Here is a 17,786-nt window from a genome sequence, read left to right as displayed (position 1 = left end):
GAATAATCACTTTCTTGTCGATTGGATTGTTCGAACCTCAGTAAACGAAACTAAAAAGAGCACTATTTTGTGCTCTTTTTTGCGTTTCAGGCTCAAATTTTACGTTACGAGCACCGTTTTTGCGGTTTAGACATGATTCCTTACCATCATTACTTCTCTCTCTTCGTCAATTCGAGCACAATAGCGCGAGTTTATATTTTCGATTTTGACGCGCTAGAGCCTTTGGCGTGCAGGGAGTGGTAAGTTAAGTGAAGCAGATACCAAGACACCAGCAGATTGTAGACCTGGTTAAAACACAAGGATATGTGAGTACCGAAGAGCTCGTTGAAAAGTTTGATGTAAGCCCACAGACCATCAGACGAGACCTCAACGAACTGGCCGATGGTAACAAAATACGTCGCTATCATGGTGGTGCTACGATTCCTTTAAGCTCGGAAAACACCTCGTACAACACGCGTAAAGCGCTTAACTTCAACGAAAAAGACGTGATTGCCGATGAACTGGTTAAACACATCCCAGATGGCGCGACTTTGTTTGTTGATATCGGTACCACACCAGAATCGATTGCCCGCGCGCTCAACAAAAACCACAAACAGTTAAGAGTTGTCACCAACAACATTAACGTCGCGAGCATCCTTCTGCCGAACCCAGAAATAAAGGTTATCTTGGCCGGTGGTGAAGTAAGAAACCGCGACGGTGGTATCGTAGGTGAAGCAACACTCGATTTCGTGAAGCAGTTCCGCCTTGATTTCGGCATATTGGGCATCAGTGGTATCGACTTTGATGGCTCACTGCTCGATTTTGATTATCACGAAGTTCGTGTGAAACAAGCCATCATCGAGAACAGCCGCAGTATCTTCTTAGCCGTTGACCACACTAAGTTTGGCCGTAATGCGATGGTTAAGCTTGGTAATATCTCTCAGGCGCACATGGTGTTTACCAACAAGCAGCCGCCGGAAGAGATTCTCAACATCCTTAAAGATTCAGACATTCCTTTAGAAGTCATAGATACAGCTCAGCCTTCAACCTCAGGCGAATAGCCCCTGCTAATCTAAGCTAGATTAAGTTGAGCTAAATTAAGTAAAGCTCTCTCATTCATTGAGCAACCAAAAGCCAGATCTATTGATAGAATCACTTTATCAATAGCTGGCTTTTTTAATAACTGAACCAAAGCTACTTGATCACTGTTCGTGTCGCTTCTATGCTCGAATTAGATTTATTTGAACCTCTGCTTTCATAAGCAGAGGTTTTTTTATGCACAAATCACATAAAACGCGCATAAACGAAAATAATAAATGACCACAAACGAAAGTTAAGATAGGATTCACTTATGTTCTAAAATGCTCGTTCGCTCAGAAAGAGGTCAAAACCATGAGTGCTCAACAAAATAATTCAAACAATAGTACATCTTCCACTTTAGATTTGATCGTGATCGGCGGCGGTATCAACGGTGCAGGCATCGCAGCAGATGCAGCAGGTCGTGGTCTAAACGTTGGCTTATACGAAGCAAATGATTTCGCATCGGCGACGTCTTCTGCAAGTTCAAAATTGATTCATGGTGGCTTACGTTACCTTGAACACTACGAGTTCCGTTTAGTTTCGGAAGCGCTTGCTGAACGCGAAGTATTGTTAAGAAAAGCACCTCATGTTGCTCAACCAATGCGTTTCCGTTTACCGCATCGACCATTTTTACGCCCAGCTTGGATGATTCGCTGCGGTCTATTCCTTTACGATAACTTAGGTAAACGCACCACGCTTCCTGGCAGTAAAACAGTGAACTTGGCTAAATCAGGTTTACTGAAGCCAGAAATGAAGACAGGCTTCGAATACTCAGATTGCTGGGTTGATGATGCGCGCATGGTATTGCTCAACGTGTTGGCAGCAAAAGAAAACAACGCAGAAGTACGTAACTACTGCCGTGTTGAAAAAGCGCACCGTGAAGGTGGTGTTTGGCATGTAACGATCCTTGATGTGATGACAAATCAGCGTTTTGAACGCAAAGCAAAAGCACTCGTTAACGCAGCAGGCCCTTGGGTTAAGCAGTTCTTTGATGATGGCTTAGAGCAAGCTTCACCTCGTAACATTCGTTTGATCAAAGGCTCACACATTGTTGTGCCACGCATTCATGACGAACCACAAGCGTACATTCTGCAAAACAAAGACAATCGCATTGTGTTCATGATCCCTTACCTAGATAAGTTCTCGATCATCGGTACTACCGACCTTGAATACAAAGGCGACCCACGTGAAGTTGCCATTGATGATGTCGAAGTGGATTACTTGATTGATATCGTTAACCAGCACTTTGTTAAACAGCTCGGTCGTGAAGACGTGGTTTGGACATACAGTGGTGTAAGACCGCTATGTGACGATGAATCAGACTCTCCACAAGCGATCACTCGTGACTACACGCTGGAATTAGACGCAGAACTGGATCAAGCACCACTGCTTTCGATCTTCGGTGGCAAGTTGACCACTTATCGTAAACTCGGCGAAGCAGCACTTAAGAAGTTAGAGCCTCACCTAACCAACATGGGTGCGCCTTGGACAGCCAACAACACGCTTCCAGGTGGTAACTTCAGCTGTAGCAGAGAGCAACTTGCGAAGATGATCCATACTAAATACCCTTGGGCACCTGAAGCGTTGTTGCTTCGCTACGTGACTCAATTCGGTACTTACACGTGGAAGCTATTGGAAGGTGCGAACAGCGAAGCTGACCTTGGCATTCAATTCTCAAAAGAAGCACATGGCGTTTATCAAGTTGAAATCGATTACTTGATCAATGAAGAGATGGCGATGACTGACGAAGACATCTTGTGGCGCAGAACCAAACTAGGCCTGTACATGAGCGAATCAGAGCAGCAAGCAGTGACGGATTACTTGAAACAGAAACTACAAAGCAAGGTAGTGAGCTTTTCTCAAGTAGGCTAACCCCACCAGCCTAAACATGGTTCAAGAACATGATGAACAACGAAGCTTAGCGTCCCCCGCGCTAAGCTTTTTTATATCCAAATAAGCCCAAACTTATGGGTTCAGAAGAAAATGGGTAAGCCAAAACGAAAAAAACTCCCGAAGGAGTTTTTAGTATCTAAATCTGCAATTCGCCATTTAGCTAATCAGCCAAATTGCCAACTGACTAAGCCGTTAAGCGAGCGTGCAGTGCGTCTTTAAGTACAGAACGATCATGTTTCAGTTGGTGCATCGAGCCATCATCAATGGGTGAATCTTTCAGCTCTAGTTTACGAATCTCTTTATCAAGGTTGTCGTATGTCTTCATATCTTCTGCAAAGCCATCATCAGTTTTAGCAAGCTCAGCAATTTTGTTTTTCATTTCAGGAAATTCGTGAACAAGAGAGTGATTTTCACCTAGCATAGAAACCTCTTAAGTTGAGTAAAGTGATTGGGGTAGTCTTAAACACATTCACTATTAACCTTAGCAAGTGCTCCAAATAACAAATGAGATCCAGTACACAGCCTAGAATATAGACAATTCAGATTCACAAATTTACAACATGTACCCTCAAAACAGGTTTACTAATCTTACATGAAATAAAGCCCTGTGAAATCACAAAGCTTTATAGGGTTGATTCTTATTAGACATAGCAGTCGTTGAAAAGGTGTTTCCAAAAAAAGAGACTAGCTGCTGCATCCACTCGTATCAACTCGATTCATTTCATCGTGTTCAGATGTCCCTGTACCTGTTGATTGGCATCCTGCTACAAACAATAGCGTTACAGATAAGATAAGCCATTTCATAACCATTTCTCCTTCCATGATAAGTAGAGCTTAGTGTTTCTAAGCAAGTTCACCTAGTGATAGCTCAAAATTTTCGCTAAAGGGTAAAAGCATCACCTCATCATTTAACGACCGAGTTTTTGCAGGAAAAATTTCACATTGCTGAATAAAAATTAGCCCAACCGATAGGCTGGGCTAAAATACATCACTATTTTTGTAGTAGTGACTACCGGATTAAAAGTTGTAAATTAACGCAATTTCAACTCGTGAGATATCATCACTCGAGCTGCCTACGACATCACGGGTATAGTCGCTGTCTAGGGCGTAGTACATATTAACCTCAGACTTTAAGTTACCTGTAATGTAGTTATGGAATTGCAAATAAAATTGGCTATAAGCGTATTTTTCATCCGATTCTGCACCAAACAAGACATCTTGATTTAACGTATAAATCGCATCATCGGTGTTTGCTCGCCATGTCGACATGAAACCTGCAATGATTGACTGCTTCGGCTGATATTCAATGACAGTGTACGAACCAACCTGCATCGCATTACCATATGCCCCATCATGTGCGAAACCTAATGGGTCACCGGTCCATAGCGGGTTAAAGGTATTAACCTTATCGCTGTCTTTATCCGAACCTGAAGCATAATGTAGGTTCAAACCTAAACGGTAGTTCCAATCGGCTTTCCAGTTGTAGTTCAAATCTGCATAAGCCATATACGCAGAAATGTCTTTACCTGCATGGTCACCAAATTGGTACACACCATCGAGCATGTAACCAAAGCCTTCACTCACAAAGTCATGAGCATGAATGCCCAGAACTTGAATATCAACATCACCATCAGGAGCATTAACAAAGCTTTCGTTTGTTAGCTGATTACTCATTACATAAGCTTGCATCGTACCGAAATCGGTTTGCCAATTAGCGAACAGGCCTGTTGATTTCTTACCGTTAGTTTTGTCATCCCAGTTGCCACTAAAGCTACCATCACTATATAGCGGGAAGACTTCTTCACCGTAATACACATCAAAATTAATACCAGAAACGCTGTACTTCGCACTTGCCGCATTCCAACTAGACTGTACCGGCGTAGGCTCACGGTTCATCATTTGCCATTCATTCAAGTAAATTTCTTGACGCCCAAGTCGTGTACTTAAATATTGCTGGCCATCGTCAAGGAGCTTGAATTCTGCGAACAATTGATGGAAATCCGTACCTGCATCATCCACCGGGCCAGGATTATCTAGGTTAGTGTAGTTGGTACGAATCTCACCGAATAGGCGCATCCAATCTTGATACGTCACATCTGTCGCGAACTGCATACGAGTCCGAAGCTCATTCTTTTTGCGATTTTCGCCGTCGTACATATGGTTCCAACGGTTATCGAGAGCCGCTTTTACATTACCGCTAAAAGAAACTTTCCAGTCACCGCTTTCATCGATGTCCAAACGTTTTAATTTCTCAGAGAAGCTTTTTTGGCTCTCTTTCAAATCGTCGACATAGCTCCAATCTTCATTGGCTCTGTCTCCCCAGAACACCATAGGGCTTCGTTCTGGCCAATCCGCTACTGTATTTTCACTTGCATGTAGAACGCCGGAAACGCATAGGGCAAGTAAGGTAACTGCATGTTTTGTCATTGTTTTCATTTTTATAATATCCATATTTCAGGTACACGAATCCCTTCCTGTGACGCGAGGTCACAGGAGGAATCATGAGTTATTGGGATTCTATTAAGCTTGTAACTGTAGGGTTACATAAGGAAATACGTTGCTAGGAATCGACACCTAAGGCTTCTTTAATACCAGAGGCTATCGTTATGACATTAGCACCGTATATCACCTGAATGCCTTTATTCATCCTTACTACTCCGATAGCGTTAAGTTCTTGTTTCCAAACTTTATCGCTTGCCGCTAAGGATTCATCATGCAATGAGACACGCAGTCGAGTGGCACAGTTAGCTACGTTTTCAATATTGTCGGCACCGCCTAGCGCTTCAATAATTCCAGCAGGTAGGTCTTTTGAGGTTTGCGCTTTTTTCTTTTTAAAGTCTTCTTTGGAGTACAGCGCTATGTCGTCATCATCTTCCTCACGACCCGGAGTTTTCGAGTCAAACTTCAAAATAAAGAACTTGAAGGTGTAGAAGTAAATAACGAAATACAGAGGGACTATCCATATCAGAGCCCAAGCATGCACTTTCTCAGGTTGAAGCAAGTTAGGCACCATGAACAGTAGCTGATTACCATGAATGGATACACCCATCATTTCAGTGATCACATAAGCCAATCCATTTAGAGGCACGTGAACAGCAAAGAATAGGAAAGGCTGAACAAATAAGAAGGTGTACTCCAGAGGCTCAGTGATACCGATCACTGCCGCTGTGAACACGGCTGGTACCATGATAGCTGCAACCTTCTTGCGATTTTGTGTTTTCGCCGTCACATACATCGCATAAGCTGCGCCAGTTAAACCGCCAATTTGAATTGGAATTCGTCCGCTAGTGAAGTTATGGGTAATGTAGCCCGTTGCCTCTGGTGAGCTCATTTGGCCGTTCATAATATTACGAACGCCTTCATAAACCACACCATCAATCTCCATAACACCACCGACTCGAGTGTACTCGATAGGGAATGCGATCAAGTGGTGCAAACCAAACGGTAATAGGCCTTTGTCAAACACACCGAAAAGGAACGAACCAAAGATACCAGAGCTGGTAATAAGCGTTGTTAGCGACTGCAAAGCACCTGCAATTGGTGGCCAAGCATAGTAAACGAAAAGGGCAATTGGCATGATAGCGAAGTAAGCAAAAATCACTACCGCGCGAGGGCCAGAGAAAAAGCTAAGTAACGTAGGCATTTCAAATTTGTAAAAACGGTTGTGGATCCAAGCCGTAATACAGCCCACAAGAATACCGCTGAAGATACCCATGTTGTAAGCGAAAATACCTAAAGATTCTCCCCATAGAGAGTTGAAGTTTTGTGCAGCGACTTTGTCGTAGCCAGCATCATTCATCAAAGATGCAACACTGGTAGTTTCAGCAGTCCAACCGTGAAATGCAGCAATCGAACCGATAGCGACATTGAAACACATGAACATGGTAAAACCGGTAAAGGCTGCCCATCCTTTCTCAGATTTAGCGAGGGCAAAAGCCAAACCAATCGCAAAGAATGGAGGTAGGTTGCGCATCACCATCAAACCTAGATCTAACATCAGTTTGAAAAATGCCCAAATAACAGAGTCAGTTGCAGACATTTGGTTTACAACGCCCGCACCTATACCAATAAATATACCTGCGATGACCAGTACGATGATAGATACCATCATACCTCCAGCAAGTGCTTGAACCTTATCTCTCATAATTTACTCCTAAAGTGATATGAGAACTTTCACGTATATTGTTATTGCTCTTTTTAATGACTTGAGGCTGAGCCTTTCGTTGGGCTCATGAACACAAGTCACATCACCAGGAAAAGTAGGTCCGAATGCAACACCATTGTTTAACGCACGCGCATACGAAGCCGCGCCTTTGCTAAAGCATTGAGCGTCCGTTCTTGTAACTTCGGAATAAGCTTTTCCCATCGCTTGGATAAGATCACTTTCGGGTGAGAGGTAAGATAGAGGTAAGTACTGCTGTTCAATCATTCTCACTCCATATTGTTGGGACAAGTATTGGAGTTGGGTACGAGTTTGATCGATAGTCAGGCCTTTAGGAAACCGAAAATCAAAATCCAAGTTGTAACTATGTTGATCGAGGTTAATAGATGAAACACAACAAGTTGTTGCACCCATTTCAGCATCTTGATACGCGAGTCCTAATTTGGAAGCATCGCTTGCTTGTGCAAAGCATCCATCCAATAGTTCAATCAAGCTTTGAGAATGAGCATCTAAACCTTCAACATCTCGCATTTGGATAACAAACTGTTCCATACAGTTGTCAACTTTATGCGGGTTGCGGGACTTCTCCCACGGCGTTGATAGTTCAACGCAATACAGCTCCTTCTGTGAGTTATCAATACCCGCTTTATTTTCCACGAGCGTTACTTTGGCAAAAGTGGCAAACCTCGCCGCAACTTCAGCCGCTTTTTCGCCAGTTAGGTACACAGTTAATTGATAGCAGGTGGATGTTCTGTCACGTTCACTTTCAATACTGACTATCTGGCAACTTCCTACGTCATTGAGAGTTGGGAGTTCTCGTTGAAATGACGCATATAGGATTCCTTTTTCTCCATTGACGATTGGGAAGTCGCCATCAGGAGAAAAGCCATATTCTGGCTGAGGATTGTGCTTAAAATAATGTTCTACACATTCCCAAGTTGTCTCTTCTGCACCACCGATAATGACTCGAATCGTTTTATCGAGCTTCATATCCAGTGCTTTAAACATCTTGAGGATGTACAGACTTGCCATCAAAGGGCCTTTGTTGTCTGTAACGCCTCGACCGTATAATTCATCACCTTGTTTATGCATTTCAAATGGCGGTGTGTTCCATTCATTCAAATCACCGGCTTCAACAACATCAACATGGTGCAAAATAGCTATTTCTTGCTCGCCTTGACCAAAGCAAATGTCCAGCGCATAACCCTGGTGATCTCTTACTTCAAAACCTTCACGCTGTGCGAATTCAATTAAGTAGTCGAACGCCTGTCTAATTGAACGACCAAATGGTGCGCTCTCTTCACTTGTGGTCAAGTCTCGCACAGACGGAATAGCAATTAACCCCGACAAATCATCCAAGAACGCTTGGTGATGTAGGTCAAGATAGCCCAGAGATCGGGGTAAAAAATTGCTTTCCGTCATGTTTAGTCCCTAATTACCTGTTACTGAGTAAGTTATAAATAGACTTGTTAACGAGGTCTCATTTTCTCGATAACCAGTGCGTTCCTTCGCTATTTGAGAACGCCATGAAATCTGCTGAACGCTGCGCAAAGATGCCGTTTTCAACCACCCCAGCAATTGCATTCAACTCTCTTTCTCGGCTTTTAGGCTCGGTAAGATCTAGGCCAGAAACATCGAGTATTATGTTGCCGTTGTCGGTCAAGCAGCCTTCTCTTAGTACAGGCTCTCCGCCTAAACTTCGCAAAGCGTTGAAAACCGCTTTCTGTGCTGCTGGTAACACCTCCACTGGTAACGGAAATTGCCCAAGTTGAGTGACTAAACGACCGCTATCGGCAATAGTGATAAAACTCATGGCTAATGTCGCTAGCACCTTTTCACGCGCTAGCGCCGCTCCTCCACCTTTCACTGTGATGCCGTCGGTCATCCCCTCATCAATGCCATCAATATAGAAATCGACACGGTCGCACTCTGCAATTGCCAACTCTTTCAAGCCGACCTCTGCAATCGCCTTACTCGAACGTTCAGAGCTCGATACACAGTGAGAAAACTCCGCTCCACTGTGCTTCAATAACTGAATAAAGACTTCGACGGTTGCACCTGTACCAATTCCAATGACACTTGACGGCGTTAGCGTATCAATCACATGCTCTAAGGCTACTTTCGCAGCCTTAGTACGCAGGCAATCTTGGCTAAGGTTTTCAATAAAACGCGTTGCCATTGCCATACTATCTCTCCAGAACCGCTTTAGATTTCTCTACGATGTTTTCAACCGTAAACCCAAACATTTCAAATAGCTCTTCTGCAGGCGCTGACTCGCCAAAGCTCGTCATACCCACGATGTCACCTTGTAGCCCTACATATTTGAACCAGTAGTCACGAATACCAGCTTCTATCGCAACACGTGCAGTGACATAGCTAGGCAGCACTTGCTCTTGATATTCAGTTGATTGAGCATCAAACACATCGGTTGCTGGCATCGAAACCACTCGACAGCGTACGCCTGCTAATTGCACTTTTGCCTCCATCGCTAGCGCCACCTCAGATCCAGTCGCAATCAAAATCAACTCCGGTTCACCTTCACAATCAGAAAGGATATATCCGCCTTTTGCTACATTGGCTAACATCGATTCATCACGTTCAAATTGCACAAGGTTTTGGCGAGAGAAAATCAACGATGTTGGACCATCAAAGCGTTCGATTGCTGACTTCCAAGCCACAGCCGTTTCTACTTGGTCACAAGGGCGCCAAGTACTCATGTTTGGCGTCAGGCGCAATGATGCGATCTGCTCCACTGGCTGATGCGTTGGGCCGTCTTCCCCTAAACCAATTGAGTCATGGGTATAAACGAAAATACTGCGTTGCTTCATCAGTGCTGCCATACGCAGCGCGTTTCGAGCGTATTCCATGAACATCAAGAAAGTGCCGCCATAAGGAATGAAACCGCCATGAAGTGCGACACCATTCATCATTGCTGACATCGCAAACTCACGTACGCCGTAACTTAAGTAATTACCGGAAGCATCTTGAGCCGAGATCGACTTTGAACCCGACCAATTCGTCAGATTTGACGGTGTTAAATCGGCAGAACCGCCCAAGAACTCTGGAAGTAACGGACCAAACGCTTCAATGGTATTTTGCGATGCTTTTCTGGTTGCAATCGTTTGCGGGTTAGCTTGTAAGGTTTGAATCCAGTCTTGTGTATACTTCTCCCAGCCTTCTGGTAATAAGTTTTGGCTACGACGTGCAAACTCAGCAGCTAGCTCAGGATAAGCTTGTTGGTAAGCATCAAAACGAGCTTGCCAATTAAGTTCATCGGCCTTGCCTTGCTCTTTTCTATCCCACTCATTGTAAATATCTTGCGGCATTTCAAACTCTGGGTGTTCCCACCCCAAGTTTGAGCGAACAAGTGCCACTTCTTCTGCACCTAGGGGAGCACCGTGGCAGTCATGGCTTGCCGATTTATTTGGAGAACCAAAGCCAATGATTGTTTTGCAACAAATCAAACTAGGTTTATCTGTTACCGACTTCGCTTCAGCAATCGCTTTATGGATACTTTCAGAATCGTGACCATCAACATCGGCAATCACATGCCAGCCATAAGCCTCAAAGCGTTTTGGCGTATCATCAGAGAACCAACCATCAACATCGCCATCAATTGAAATGCCGTTGTCATCCCAGAATGCGACTAACTTTCCAAGCCCTAGTGTTCCCGCTAGTGAACAAGCTTCATGCGAAATTCCTTCCATCATGCAGCCATCGCCCATAAACACATAAGTATGGTGATCTACGATGTCATGACCATCTCGGTTAAATTGTTCACCCAAGACTTTCTCTGCCAACGCCATGCCCACGCCGTTAGTGATGCCTTGCCCTAGTGGGCCTGTTGTTGTCTCAATGCCCGGCGCGTAACCATATTCAGGGTGACCTGCAGTTTTACTGTGTAATTGGCGGAAAGATTTAATATCGTCCATCGACAACTCGTACCCAGATAGATGCAGTAAGCTGTAGATCAACATCGAACCATGACCATTCGACAGAATGAATCTGTCTCGGTCTGCCCAATTCGGATTGGTTGGGTTGTGTTTTAGAAAGTCTCGCCATAGCACCTCAGCGATATCAGCCATTCCCATTGGAGCCCCAGGGTGACCTGATCCCGCTTTCTGCACAGCATCCATGCTTAATACACGAATCGCATCAGCAAGTTTTGAACGTGAAATCATCATACTTCTCCTACAAACGCGCTTCGATCATGGTTTCCAATTTGCCTTGGTCGACGGCAAAATTGCGAATACCTTCCGACAACTTTTCCGTGGCCATCGGGTCTTGATTCATTTCCCATCGGAATTCAGCTTCTGTCATCGATGCTGGTGCAGTTTTAATCGCGTCACGCGCTGAAAACAGCTGGCATTGCACATCGCCTTCTTGAGCGGCTAGTTGGTCTAAAATTGCTGGACCAATCGTCAGGCGGTCACACCCAGCTAACGCTAAAACTTCTTCTGCGTTACGGAAGCTGGCACCCATGACGACTGTCTCGTAACCGTGGTCTTTGTAGTAGTTGTAGATATCTGATACTGAAACAACACCTGGGTCTTCATGAGGTAAGTACTCTTTTTTCTCTGTATTGGTTTTGTACCAATCAAGAATTCGCCCTACAAAAGGAGAAATTAAGAAAGCACCAGCTTCTGCACACGCTTTTGCTTGAGCGAAGTTAAACAACAAGGTCAAATTACAGTTGATGCCTTCTTTCTCTAACACTTCAGCAGCTTTAATGCCTTCCCAAGTAGAAGCCAGTTTGATTAAAATGCGCTCGTTACTAATACCGGCCTCGTTATACATCGCAATCAATTTGCGTGCCTTTGCTAGGCTTTCTTCTTTGTCAAATGACATACGAGCATCCACTTCTGTAGAGATGCGTCCCGGTACCGTTTTTAAAATCTCTAGGCCAATATTGACGGCCAACTTGTCTCCAGCATCAATTAATTGCTGAGACTTATCATCGCTTTTAGATTTTGCCCACGTCACGGCATCAGCAATCAAGTGATCGTATTGAGGCATCTCAGCTGCTTTTAGCACCAAAGAAGGGTTAGTGGTGGCATCTTGAGGTTGAAAAGCCGCAATCGCATCAATGTCACCGGTATCCGCAACAACGGTAGTGTACTTTTTCAATTGTTCTAATTTATTCATCTTCATTTCTCATAAGTTGATTAAGCAATTGCGGTAAGGTTTGGTCATTCATCGAACTCAGCACCACGTTGGCTAGCGAGACATCGAGGTGACGAGTGAGCAAGTTAGTTACCGCTACTGTTGGTATTCCTGCCGATCGAGCCGCCTGAATACCCGGAGGAGAGTCTTCAAATGCGATGGCTTGATGGGCAGAGACACCTAATTGATTTAGGGCGGCCAAATACACATCGGGTTGAGGCTTACGTTTTGCTGGTGCAATGTCTTCTGCACCGACAAAACAATCAAAGAAGTGAGTGAGATTTAATCGAGATAAAATTGGCTGGTAATGCTCAAATTCAGAGCTTGTTGCAAGTGCAATTTTCCAATTTTTTGACTTTGCAAACTCAAGGTATTGACGAACGCCTTCACGCTCAGAAATGGTTTCAATCAAGCGGTACGCTTTCTCCTCAACAAGTTGGCGAATGTCATCATTCGACAACGCCTGATGAGATGCTTGATTAAATAATTGATAAAGAGAGGTTGCTGGTGCTGAGCTCCCAACTAGACCAGCAACCTGAAGAGGTGATACTTCAACATCATAGGTTTTTAACAAAGCTTCCCAGGCTTTAAACATACAAGTCTCGGTATCCACGAGAAGTCCATCGAAATCAAAAATCAACGCTTGAACATCACTGGCAATGAATTCCTCTCTTTCCAATTTCAGTGCTGTGTTATTCGAAGTGATGATGCTTTTTTCCATGGTCTCGTCTCCATTTTCTTTATTAATTTATTTTTAAACCCTGTGGCACTAGACCAAACTGGCGTGTAACACTTTTTTCATTTCATCACCGCTAGTCAGCGGTAAATCAAAGCAGAAAGCAGGCTCTAGCTTAAGAACATCTTCTTGAGTTACCCCGACTTGAGTTAAATTCGACTCAAGGCCAATTCGCTCAAGAAACTTCACAAGAAGTACAGCCAATGATTGAGCTTTTTCTTCAGTGCTTCCCTCGGCACCAAAGAGCTCAGCCACTTGCGCAAATCGCTCCGGCTGTTTTCGCCACTGAAGTTGCACATACGCCGGGTAAACAACAGCGAGTGTTAAACCATGTGGTAAGTTCGTTTTACTACTGCCCAAAATCTCCCCAAGAGGATGCGGCGCTCCAGCCCCACCATTTGCTAGTGAAATTCCGCCTAACGTGTCGGCTTTCGCCAACTCACAACGGCCAGCTAAATCTGCTCCGTTGTCTACAACATTTGGCAAGTTTTCAACCACCAGCTTCATGGCTTGTAACGCCATTGCATCCACAAAAGGAGATGGACGCGTGCCAGTAAATGATTCAAACGCATGAGAAAAAGCATCAAAACCCGTCATTGCAGTCATACGAGGCGGCAGTGTTAACATTAACTCTGGATCAATCAGCGCTTCGCAAGGAAAGAACTCCGGATGAAACAAAGTCAGTTTTGCGTGCTGTTCCATGTCTGTAATCACCGCAGCTTGCGTTACCTGTGACCCTGTACCAGACGTTGTCGGTACTGCGATCAAAGGAACAACTTGAGCGGGTAAATCTTGGATATCTCCAAACGGTGAGTCATAGGTTGCGAACCAATGCGCCCAGTCCAAAGACTCTGCTTTGATAGCAGCAGAAATGATTTTTGCTGTATCAATCGAAGAGCCACCACCAATCGCTAACACCACATCACAATTTGCCGAAACCGCGACTTGACGGCCAAGCTCCACAACAGTGGTTGGTGGGTTTGGTACCACGCCATCAAAATGTGTCACTTCAATTCCTTGCTCTGCTAGCAGGGCAAAAATACGGTCATAAGCAGGTTTCACGGCATCAAAAATTGGCTCACTGACCACGAGGCATCGTTTGCCATATTGAGCAACAAGCTGCCCAACCTTTTGAATTTCTCCTGCACCAAATGTCAATTTTGTCGGCTGATAATATTGAAACTGTGTCATGAATTAATCCTTGGTAGTGGTGCCAAGCTCGAGCATATATAGGGGGTAAGCTCGGCACCGTTATTAGATTGAGCGCGACAGCAAAATGAATCACTTATATGGATCACTGTTACGCCAAGTGAAAAAGTTAAGCTGTTTCAGCTTCTTCTTGATTCACTTCTGCTTTGTCTTCGAGTTGGTCAATCGCAGCGCGGAAATCACGAACACCAGCAGTAATGCCATCTTTGTGACCAAAGATATTGGTAGAGGCAACCATTACGTCGATGTCTTCATTAAGCAGCTCTTCGATATTGTGGTTACGGATACCACCATCAACACATAGCTCACAGTTAGGGTTACGTTCGTTGATGAGTTCACGAGCTTCACGGATCATTGCAATCGCTGATTTGCGCCATAACCACTCATCATCGCCATCAGTAATTCCGTGAATAACAATGTGTAGGCGATCTAAGTAGTAGATAGATTCTTTAACAAATGACACTGGTGTTAATGCACCAACCGTTAAGCCAAATTTCATTCCGTGGTTTTGGCAGTATTTAATGATGTAACACAGAGGAGCACCGATAAAATGCTCTGCCGGTAGAATCAACATGTTTGCACCTGCAGCTGCGATTTTATCGATAAATAATTTGTCGCAGTCTTTGAAGTAAGCATGCACTTCAATTGGCTTTTCAGTGTAAGGACGAATACCTTCAACGATTTGATGTCCACCCATCAATTGCAGGTTTTTCAGGTCATGCATATCTGCCGCATCACAGTGAATGTAGTCTGCACCAGCGTCAGAGACTTCTTTCACTACGTCAGCAATGTGTCCGTAATCTACGTGAGCTAGGCCTGCTGCAATTTTCACTTTTTTCATGGTATTTCCTTAATAATTAAAAGAATGTTGGTATGTTTTCTGGCCTTCTTGCACCGTGAGGCGAAGATACTGGCCAATTCCACAACCGTTGTTATTGGTGACAATAAGGTTTGCTAAACCCTTTAATGAAGGGCTAGCGTTATCCATAGCAACAGGCTCCCCGACGAGTCGGAACATAGAGGCATCGTTGTCCCCATCTCCAAAAGCTATGGTATTTTGAGCGGATATATTTTGTTGTTTCAGCCACTGAGTTAGCGCATGGCCTTTTGTGGCTAACGTTGACGTAATATCGAGTTTTGTTGGTGCAGATAAATCAGCTTGGCAATGAGCTTGCAAAGCATCCCTTAATTGGTTCAAAGCGACTTTGTCCGAGCTTGAAACAAGCACTTTGTATACTTCGCCAGCCTGTTCAAGCAGTTCACTGATAGCAGGGACGACTTGAATGGATATATCTGCATTAATGACTTGCGCTTTTTTGACCAAGTCTTCTGTGTGCTGTGACGCTTTTTGAGTAAACACGCCACGGCTTGAATAAAGAGTGAAAGCAAAGTGTCCTTCATTCAGCAAGCTCACTAAATCAATAAGAAACTCACGCCCCAAAATTTGTGGGTTCATTATGTTCTGCGTGATTGGGTCAAAAAGGTATGCACCGTTACAGCAGATGATAGGTAAAGACAAACCAAGCTTTTCGACATAAGGCATCATTAACTGATGCGGTCGACCACTCGCTAGACTGACGCAATAACCGCTGTTCACAGCAAGCGAGATCGCTTCTTTATTGTTTGAACAAATTTGCTCATCATCTCTTAACAATGTTCCATCTAAATCAATAATGACTGCTTGATACTTCATCTTGGTCTCCAATGACTCCTCATGACGCAAAATGACTATAAATGGTCAAATACGGTCACGTAAAGTCATTTTTGATTTATTATGACCAAAACCCAGTGGTAGATCACAATAAACACGTCAACAAAAATCAAAATACGTCACGATAAGATTTTATTTGCTCAAAAGTTCATAATACGTCAAAATAAATCAAAACTAATTAAAGGCATGAAGAATGAATGAAGCTCAACGTCATAGAAGCTTGCTTGACCATTTAAACAGTCACACTTTTATTACGACAAATGACTACGTAAAAATGTTAGATATCTCTTTATCAACGGCTCGTAGAGACATAACTAAGCTTGCAGAAGAAGGTAAGCTAAAGAAGATTCGTAATGGTGCAGAAGTGATCAACCATGATGCGCCATTGGCTGCCACACACGTTCCAAGTAGCTTTATTCCTAAAGAAAAAGATATTGAGTGCTACGCAGCCAAACAACGGATTGCCAAAGCAGCTGCAGATATGTGTGAAGAGCACGATAGTATTATTGTTAGCGGAAGTAACACCACCTTTCTGATGGGGGAACACCTTCTTCACAGAGATGTTCAAGTTGTGACTAACTTTATGCCGCTGGCCTACCAGTTGATCAGTCAAGATCATCAGAGCATCATTATTTTGGGTGGTCAGTATCTGCCTGAACGTCAAATTACGATTTCACCCGATGAAGAAGCCGCAGACGATCACAAGAGTCGCTTTGTGTTCTTTACCGGTACGGGTGTAACGGCTGCTGGTATCCACACATCTGATTTATTAGTGTATATGGCAGAGAAGAAGCTTCTAGAGTATGGCGATCGCATTGTTGCGCTAATTGATAGCAGCAAGGTGGGTAAGCACGGTGGAAAACTGCTTACGTGCACATCCAAATTAGACACTTTGATTACTGATGAAGGTGCCGATCAACAGACACTCGATTCTTTACGCCAACAAGGGGTTAATGTTGTCGTAGTCTGATGGCGAATAACCACCTGATAAAGAAAAAGGATTGGTAGCATACCAATCCTTTTTTATTTAAGTCTCTCGTATATGAGCGAAAAGAAACTACTCTCTTAAACATCTCGAAGGTGATTAAACATCTATCGCCAAGCGCACTGCCGCTTCAGAGTGAATTGCTGTTGTATCAAACAACGGTACATCCGTATGTTGCTGTTGAATCAGTAAGGCGATTTCAGTACAGCCTAGAATAACGGCTTCAGCACCTTGCTGGTTTAGCTTCTCGATGATTTGACGGTAGATAGATCTAGACTCTTCTTTTACTTCGCCTCGACACAACTCCTGATAAATAATGTTGTGCACTTTTTCTCTGTCAGCGTCATCAGGAATAACAACATCGATGCCAAACTTATCGGTCAAGCGCCCTTTGTAGAAATCTTGCTCCATAGTGAAAGCCGTACCTAACAACCCTACTTTCTGCACGCCTTGCTCAAGCAGCTTTTGCGCGGTGGTATCTGCGATATGAAGGATAGGGACAGTGATCTTTTCTTCTATCTCAGGAACGACCTTATGCATGGTATTAGTACAGATCAGAATGAAATCCGCCCCTCCTTTTTCAACAGATAGAGCCGCTTCCGATAAGATGTCTGCCGTCTCAGCCCAACGACCTTGATGCTGCAGCTTTTCTATCTCATCGAAGTTCACACTGTACATACAAATCTTTGCTGAATTGAGCCCTCCGAGAGTGGCTTTAACGCCTTCATTTATAGATTTGTAGTAACTCATCGTCGACTCCCAACTCATGCCACCAAGCAATCCGATCGTTTTCATTTTCTATTCCTTTAATTTCTGACTATCCCGATTAAACAGCCATGAGTTAACAAGTTATAGTACGATCTTGCTT

15 protein-coding genes are annotated in these 17,786 nt (G+C 43.9%); 3 read left to right on the top strand and 12 right to left on the bottom strand.

Translation table 11 applies throughout. The features are described from left to right. The first annotated feature begins 248 nt into the window (after positions 1 to 248). Both IHV80_RS18030 and glpD read left to right on the top strand, forming a co-directional pair. Positions 249 to 1,040, top strand: coding sequence for a DeoR/GlpR family transcriptional regulator (locus IHV80_RS18030; protein WP_192891718.1), 792 nt, complete (start codon positions 249 to 251; stop codon positions 1,038 to 1,040). A gap of 331 nt (positions 1,041 to 1,371) precedes the next feature. Continuing rightward, positions 1,372 to 2,931 (top strand): glycerol-3-phosphate dehydrogenase, encoded by a 1,560-nt coding sequence (gene glpD / locus IHV80_RS18025; RefSeq protein ID WP_192891717.1) that lies wholly within the window; start codon positions 1,372 to 1,374, stop codon positions 2,929 to 2,931. Positions 2,932 to 3,136: 205 nt separating this feature from the next. Here glpD and IHV80_RS18020 read toward each other — a convergent pair whose 3' ends face one another. The 11 genes from IHV80_RS18020 to IHV80_RS17970 all read right to left on the bottom strand — a co-directional run bounded on the left by IHV80_RS18020 (position 3,137) and on the right by IHV80_RS17970 (position 15,915). Beyond that, a complete protein-coding gene (locus IHV80_RS18020) occupies positions 3,137 to 3,373 on the bottom strand; it encodes a YdcH family protein (RefSeq protein ID WP_192891716.1) in 237 nt (78 codons plus the stop codon). Positions 3,374 to 3,969: 596 nt separating this feature from the next. Beyond that, positions 3,970 to 5,388: an alginate export family protein gene (locus tag IHV80_RS18015; protein ID WP_086714801.1), complete on the bottom strand. Its 1,419-nt coding sequence runs from the start codon at positions 5,386 to 5,388 to the stop codon at positions 3,970 to 3,972. A gap of 124 nt (positions 5,389 to 5,512) precedes the next feature. Then, positions 5,513 to 7,096, bottom strand: coding sequence for a PTS transporter subunit EIIC (locus tag IHV80_RS18010; protein WP_192891715.1), 1,584 nt, complete (start codon positions 7,094 to 7,096; stop codon positions 5,513 to 5,515). A gap of 9 nt (positions 7,097 to 7,105) precedes the next feature. Further along, positions 7,106 to 8,536, bottom strand: coding sequence for a Sapep family Mn(2+)-dependent dipeptidase (locus IHV80_RS18005; protein WP_192891714.1), 1,431 nt, complete (start codon positions 8,534 to 8,536; stop codon positions 7,106 to 7,108). A gap of 58 nt (positions 8,537 to 8,594) precedes the next feature. After that, positions 8,595 to 9,299 carry a ribose-5-phosphate isomerase RpiA gene (gene rpiA, locus IHV80_RS18000; protein WP_086714798.1) on the bottom strand — a complete coding sequence of 235 codons (705 nt, stop codon included), beginning with the start codon at positions 9,297 to 9,299 and terminating at the stop codon, positions 8,595 to 8,597. Position 9,300: 1 nt separating this feature from the next. Continuing rightward, positions 9,301 to 11,295, bottom strand: coding sequence for a transketolase (gene tkt / locus IHV80_RS17995; RefSeq protein WP_192892165.1), 1,995 nt, complete (start codon positions 11,293 to 11,295; stop codon positions 9,301 to 9,303). A gap of 10 nt (positions 11,296 to 11,305) precedes the next feature. Beyond that, positions 11,306 to 12,259 carry a transaldolase gene (gene tal, locus IHV80_RS17990; RefSeq protein ID WP_192891713.1) on the bottom strand — a complete coding sequence of 318 codons (954 nt, stop codon included), beginning with the start codon at positions 12,257 to 12,259 and terminating at the stop codon, positions 11,306 to 11,308. After that, positions 12,252 to 12,998, bottom strand: coding sequence for an HAD family hydrolase (locus IHV80_RS17985; protein WP_192891712.1), 747 nt, complete (start codon positions 12,996 to 12,998; stop codon positions 12,252 to 12,254). The genes tal and IHV80_RS17985 overlap by 8 nt, the downstream gene beginning before the upstream one ends. Positions 12,999 to 13,046: 48 nt before the next feature. After that, entirely contained in the window at positions 13,047 to 14,204 is a 1,158-nt protein-coding gene (locus IHV80_RS17980) for an iron-containing alcohol dehydrogenase (protein ID WP_192891711.1), read from the bottom strand. A 127-nt stretch (positions 14,205 to 14,331) separates the two neighbouring features. Then, on the bottom strand, positions 14,332 to 15,063 hold the full coding sequence (locus tag IHV80_RS17975; protein ID WP_192891710.1) for a ribulose-phosphate 3-epimerase: 732 nt from the start codon (positions 15,061 to 15,063) through the stop codon (positions 14,332 to 14,334). Positions 15,064 to 15,072: 9 nt separating this feature from the next. Next, on the bottom strand, positions 15,073 to 15,915 hold the full coding sequence (locus IHV80_RS17970) for a Cof-type HAD-IIB family hydrolase (protein WP_192891709.1): 843 nt from the start codon (positions 15,913 to 15,915) through the stop codon (positions 15,073 to 15,075). A 211-nt stretch (positions 15,916 to 16,126) separates the two neighbouring features. On the opposite strand from IHV80_RS17970, the gene ulaR reads away from it, so the two are divergent. Further along, the gene (gene ulaR / locus IHV80_RS17965) at positions 16,127 to 16,903 is read left to right on the top strand and encodes an HTH-type transcriptional regulator UlaR (RefSeq protein WP_192891708.1); all 777 of its coding nucleotides are present in this window, start codon (positions 16,127 to 16,129) and stop codon (positions 16,901 to 16,903) included. A 114-nt stretch (positions 16,904 to 17,017) separates the two neighbouring features. On the opposite strand, the gene IHV80_RS17960 is transcribed toward ulaR, so the two are convergent. Then, a complete protein-coding gene (locus tag IHV80_RS17960) occupies positions 17,018 to 17,713 on the bottom strand; it encodes an aspartate/glutamate racemase family protein (RefSeq protein WP_192891707.1) in 696 nt (231 codons plus the stop codon). Positions 17,714 to 17,786: the final 73 nt, after the last annotated feature.

Origin of the sequence: Vibrio bathopelagicus, assembly GCF_014879975.1 — a bacterium.
Taxonomy (GTDB): domain Bacteria; phylum Pseudomonadota; class Gammaproteobacteria; order Enterobacterales; family Vibrionaceae; genus Vibrio; species Vibrio bathopelagicus.
The sequence above is the reverse complement of the archived record's forward strand: the minus strand, read 5'-3'. Positions and strand labels throughout refer to the sequence as shown.

Excerpts from the sequence above, each read along its gene's own strand:
- glpD (WP_192891717.1), top strand. The coding sequence starts at position 1,372 with ATGAGTGCTCAACAAAATAATTCAAACAATAGTACATCTTCCACTTTA.
- IHV80_RS18020 (WP_192891716.1), bottom strand. The coding sequence starts at position 3,373 with ATGCTAGGTGAAAATCACTCTCTTGTTCACGAATTTCCTGAAATGAAA.
- IHV80_RS18015 (WP_086714801.1), bottom strand. The coding sequence starts at position 5,388 with ATGAAAACAATGACAAAACATGCAGTTACCTTACTTGCCCTATGCGTT.
- IHV80_RS18010 (WP_192891715.1), bottom strand. The coding sequence starts at position 7,096 with ATGAGAGATAAGGTTCAAGCACTTGCTGGAGGTATGATGGTATCTATC.
- IHV80_RS18005 (WP_192891714.1), bottom strand. The coding sequence starts at position 8,536 with ATGACGGAAAGCAATTTTTTACCCCGATCTCTGGGCTATCTTGACCTA.
- rpiA (WP_086714798.1), bottom strand. The coding sequence starts at position 9,299 with ATGGCAATGGCAACGCGTTTTATTGAAAACCTTAGCCAAGATTGCCTG.
- tkt (WP_192892165.1), bottom strand. The coding sequence starts at position 11,295 with ATGATTTCACGTTCAAAACTTGCTGATGCGATTCGTGTATTAAGCATG.
- tal (WP_192891713.1), bottom strand. The coding sequence starts at position 12,259 with ATGAATAAATTAGAACAATTGAAAAAGTACACTACCGTTGTTGCGGAT.
- IHV80_RS17985 (WP_192891712.1), bottom strand. The coding sequence starts at position 12,998 with ATGGAAAAAAGCATCATCACTTCGAATAACACAGCACTGAAATTGGAA.
- IHV80_RS17980 (WP_192891711.1), bottom strand. The coding sequence starts at position 14,204 with ATGACACAGTTTCAATATTATCAGCCGACAAAATTGACATTTGGTGCA.
- IHV80_RS17975 (WP_192891710.1), bottom strand. The coding sequence starts at position 15,063 with ATGAAAAAAGTGAAAATTGCAGCAGGCCTAGCTCACGTAGATTACGGA.
- IHV80_RS17970 (WP_192891709.1), bottom strand. The coding sequence starts at position 15,915 with ATGAAGTATCAAGCAGTCATTATTGATTTAGATGGAACATTGTTAAGA.
- ulaR (WP_192891708.1), top strand. The coding sequence starts at position 16,127 with ATGAATGAAGCTCAACGTCATAGAAGCTTGCTTGACCATTTAAACAGT.
- IHV80_RS17960 (WP_192891707.1), bottom strand. The coding sequence starts at position 17,713 with ATGAAAACGATCGGATTGCTTGGTGGCATGAGTTGGGAGTCGACGATG.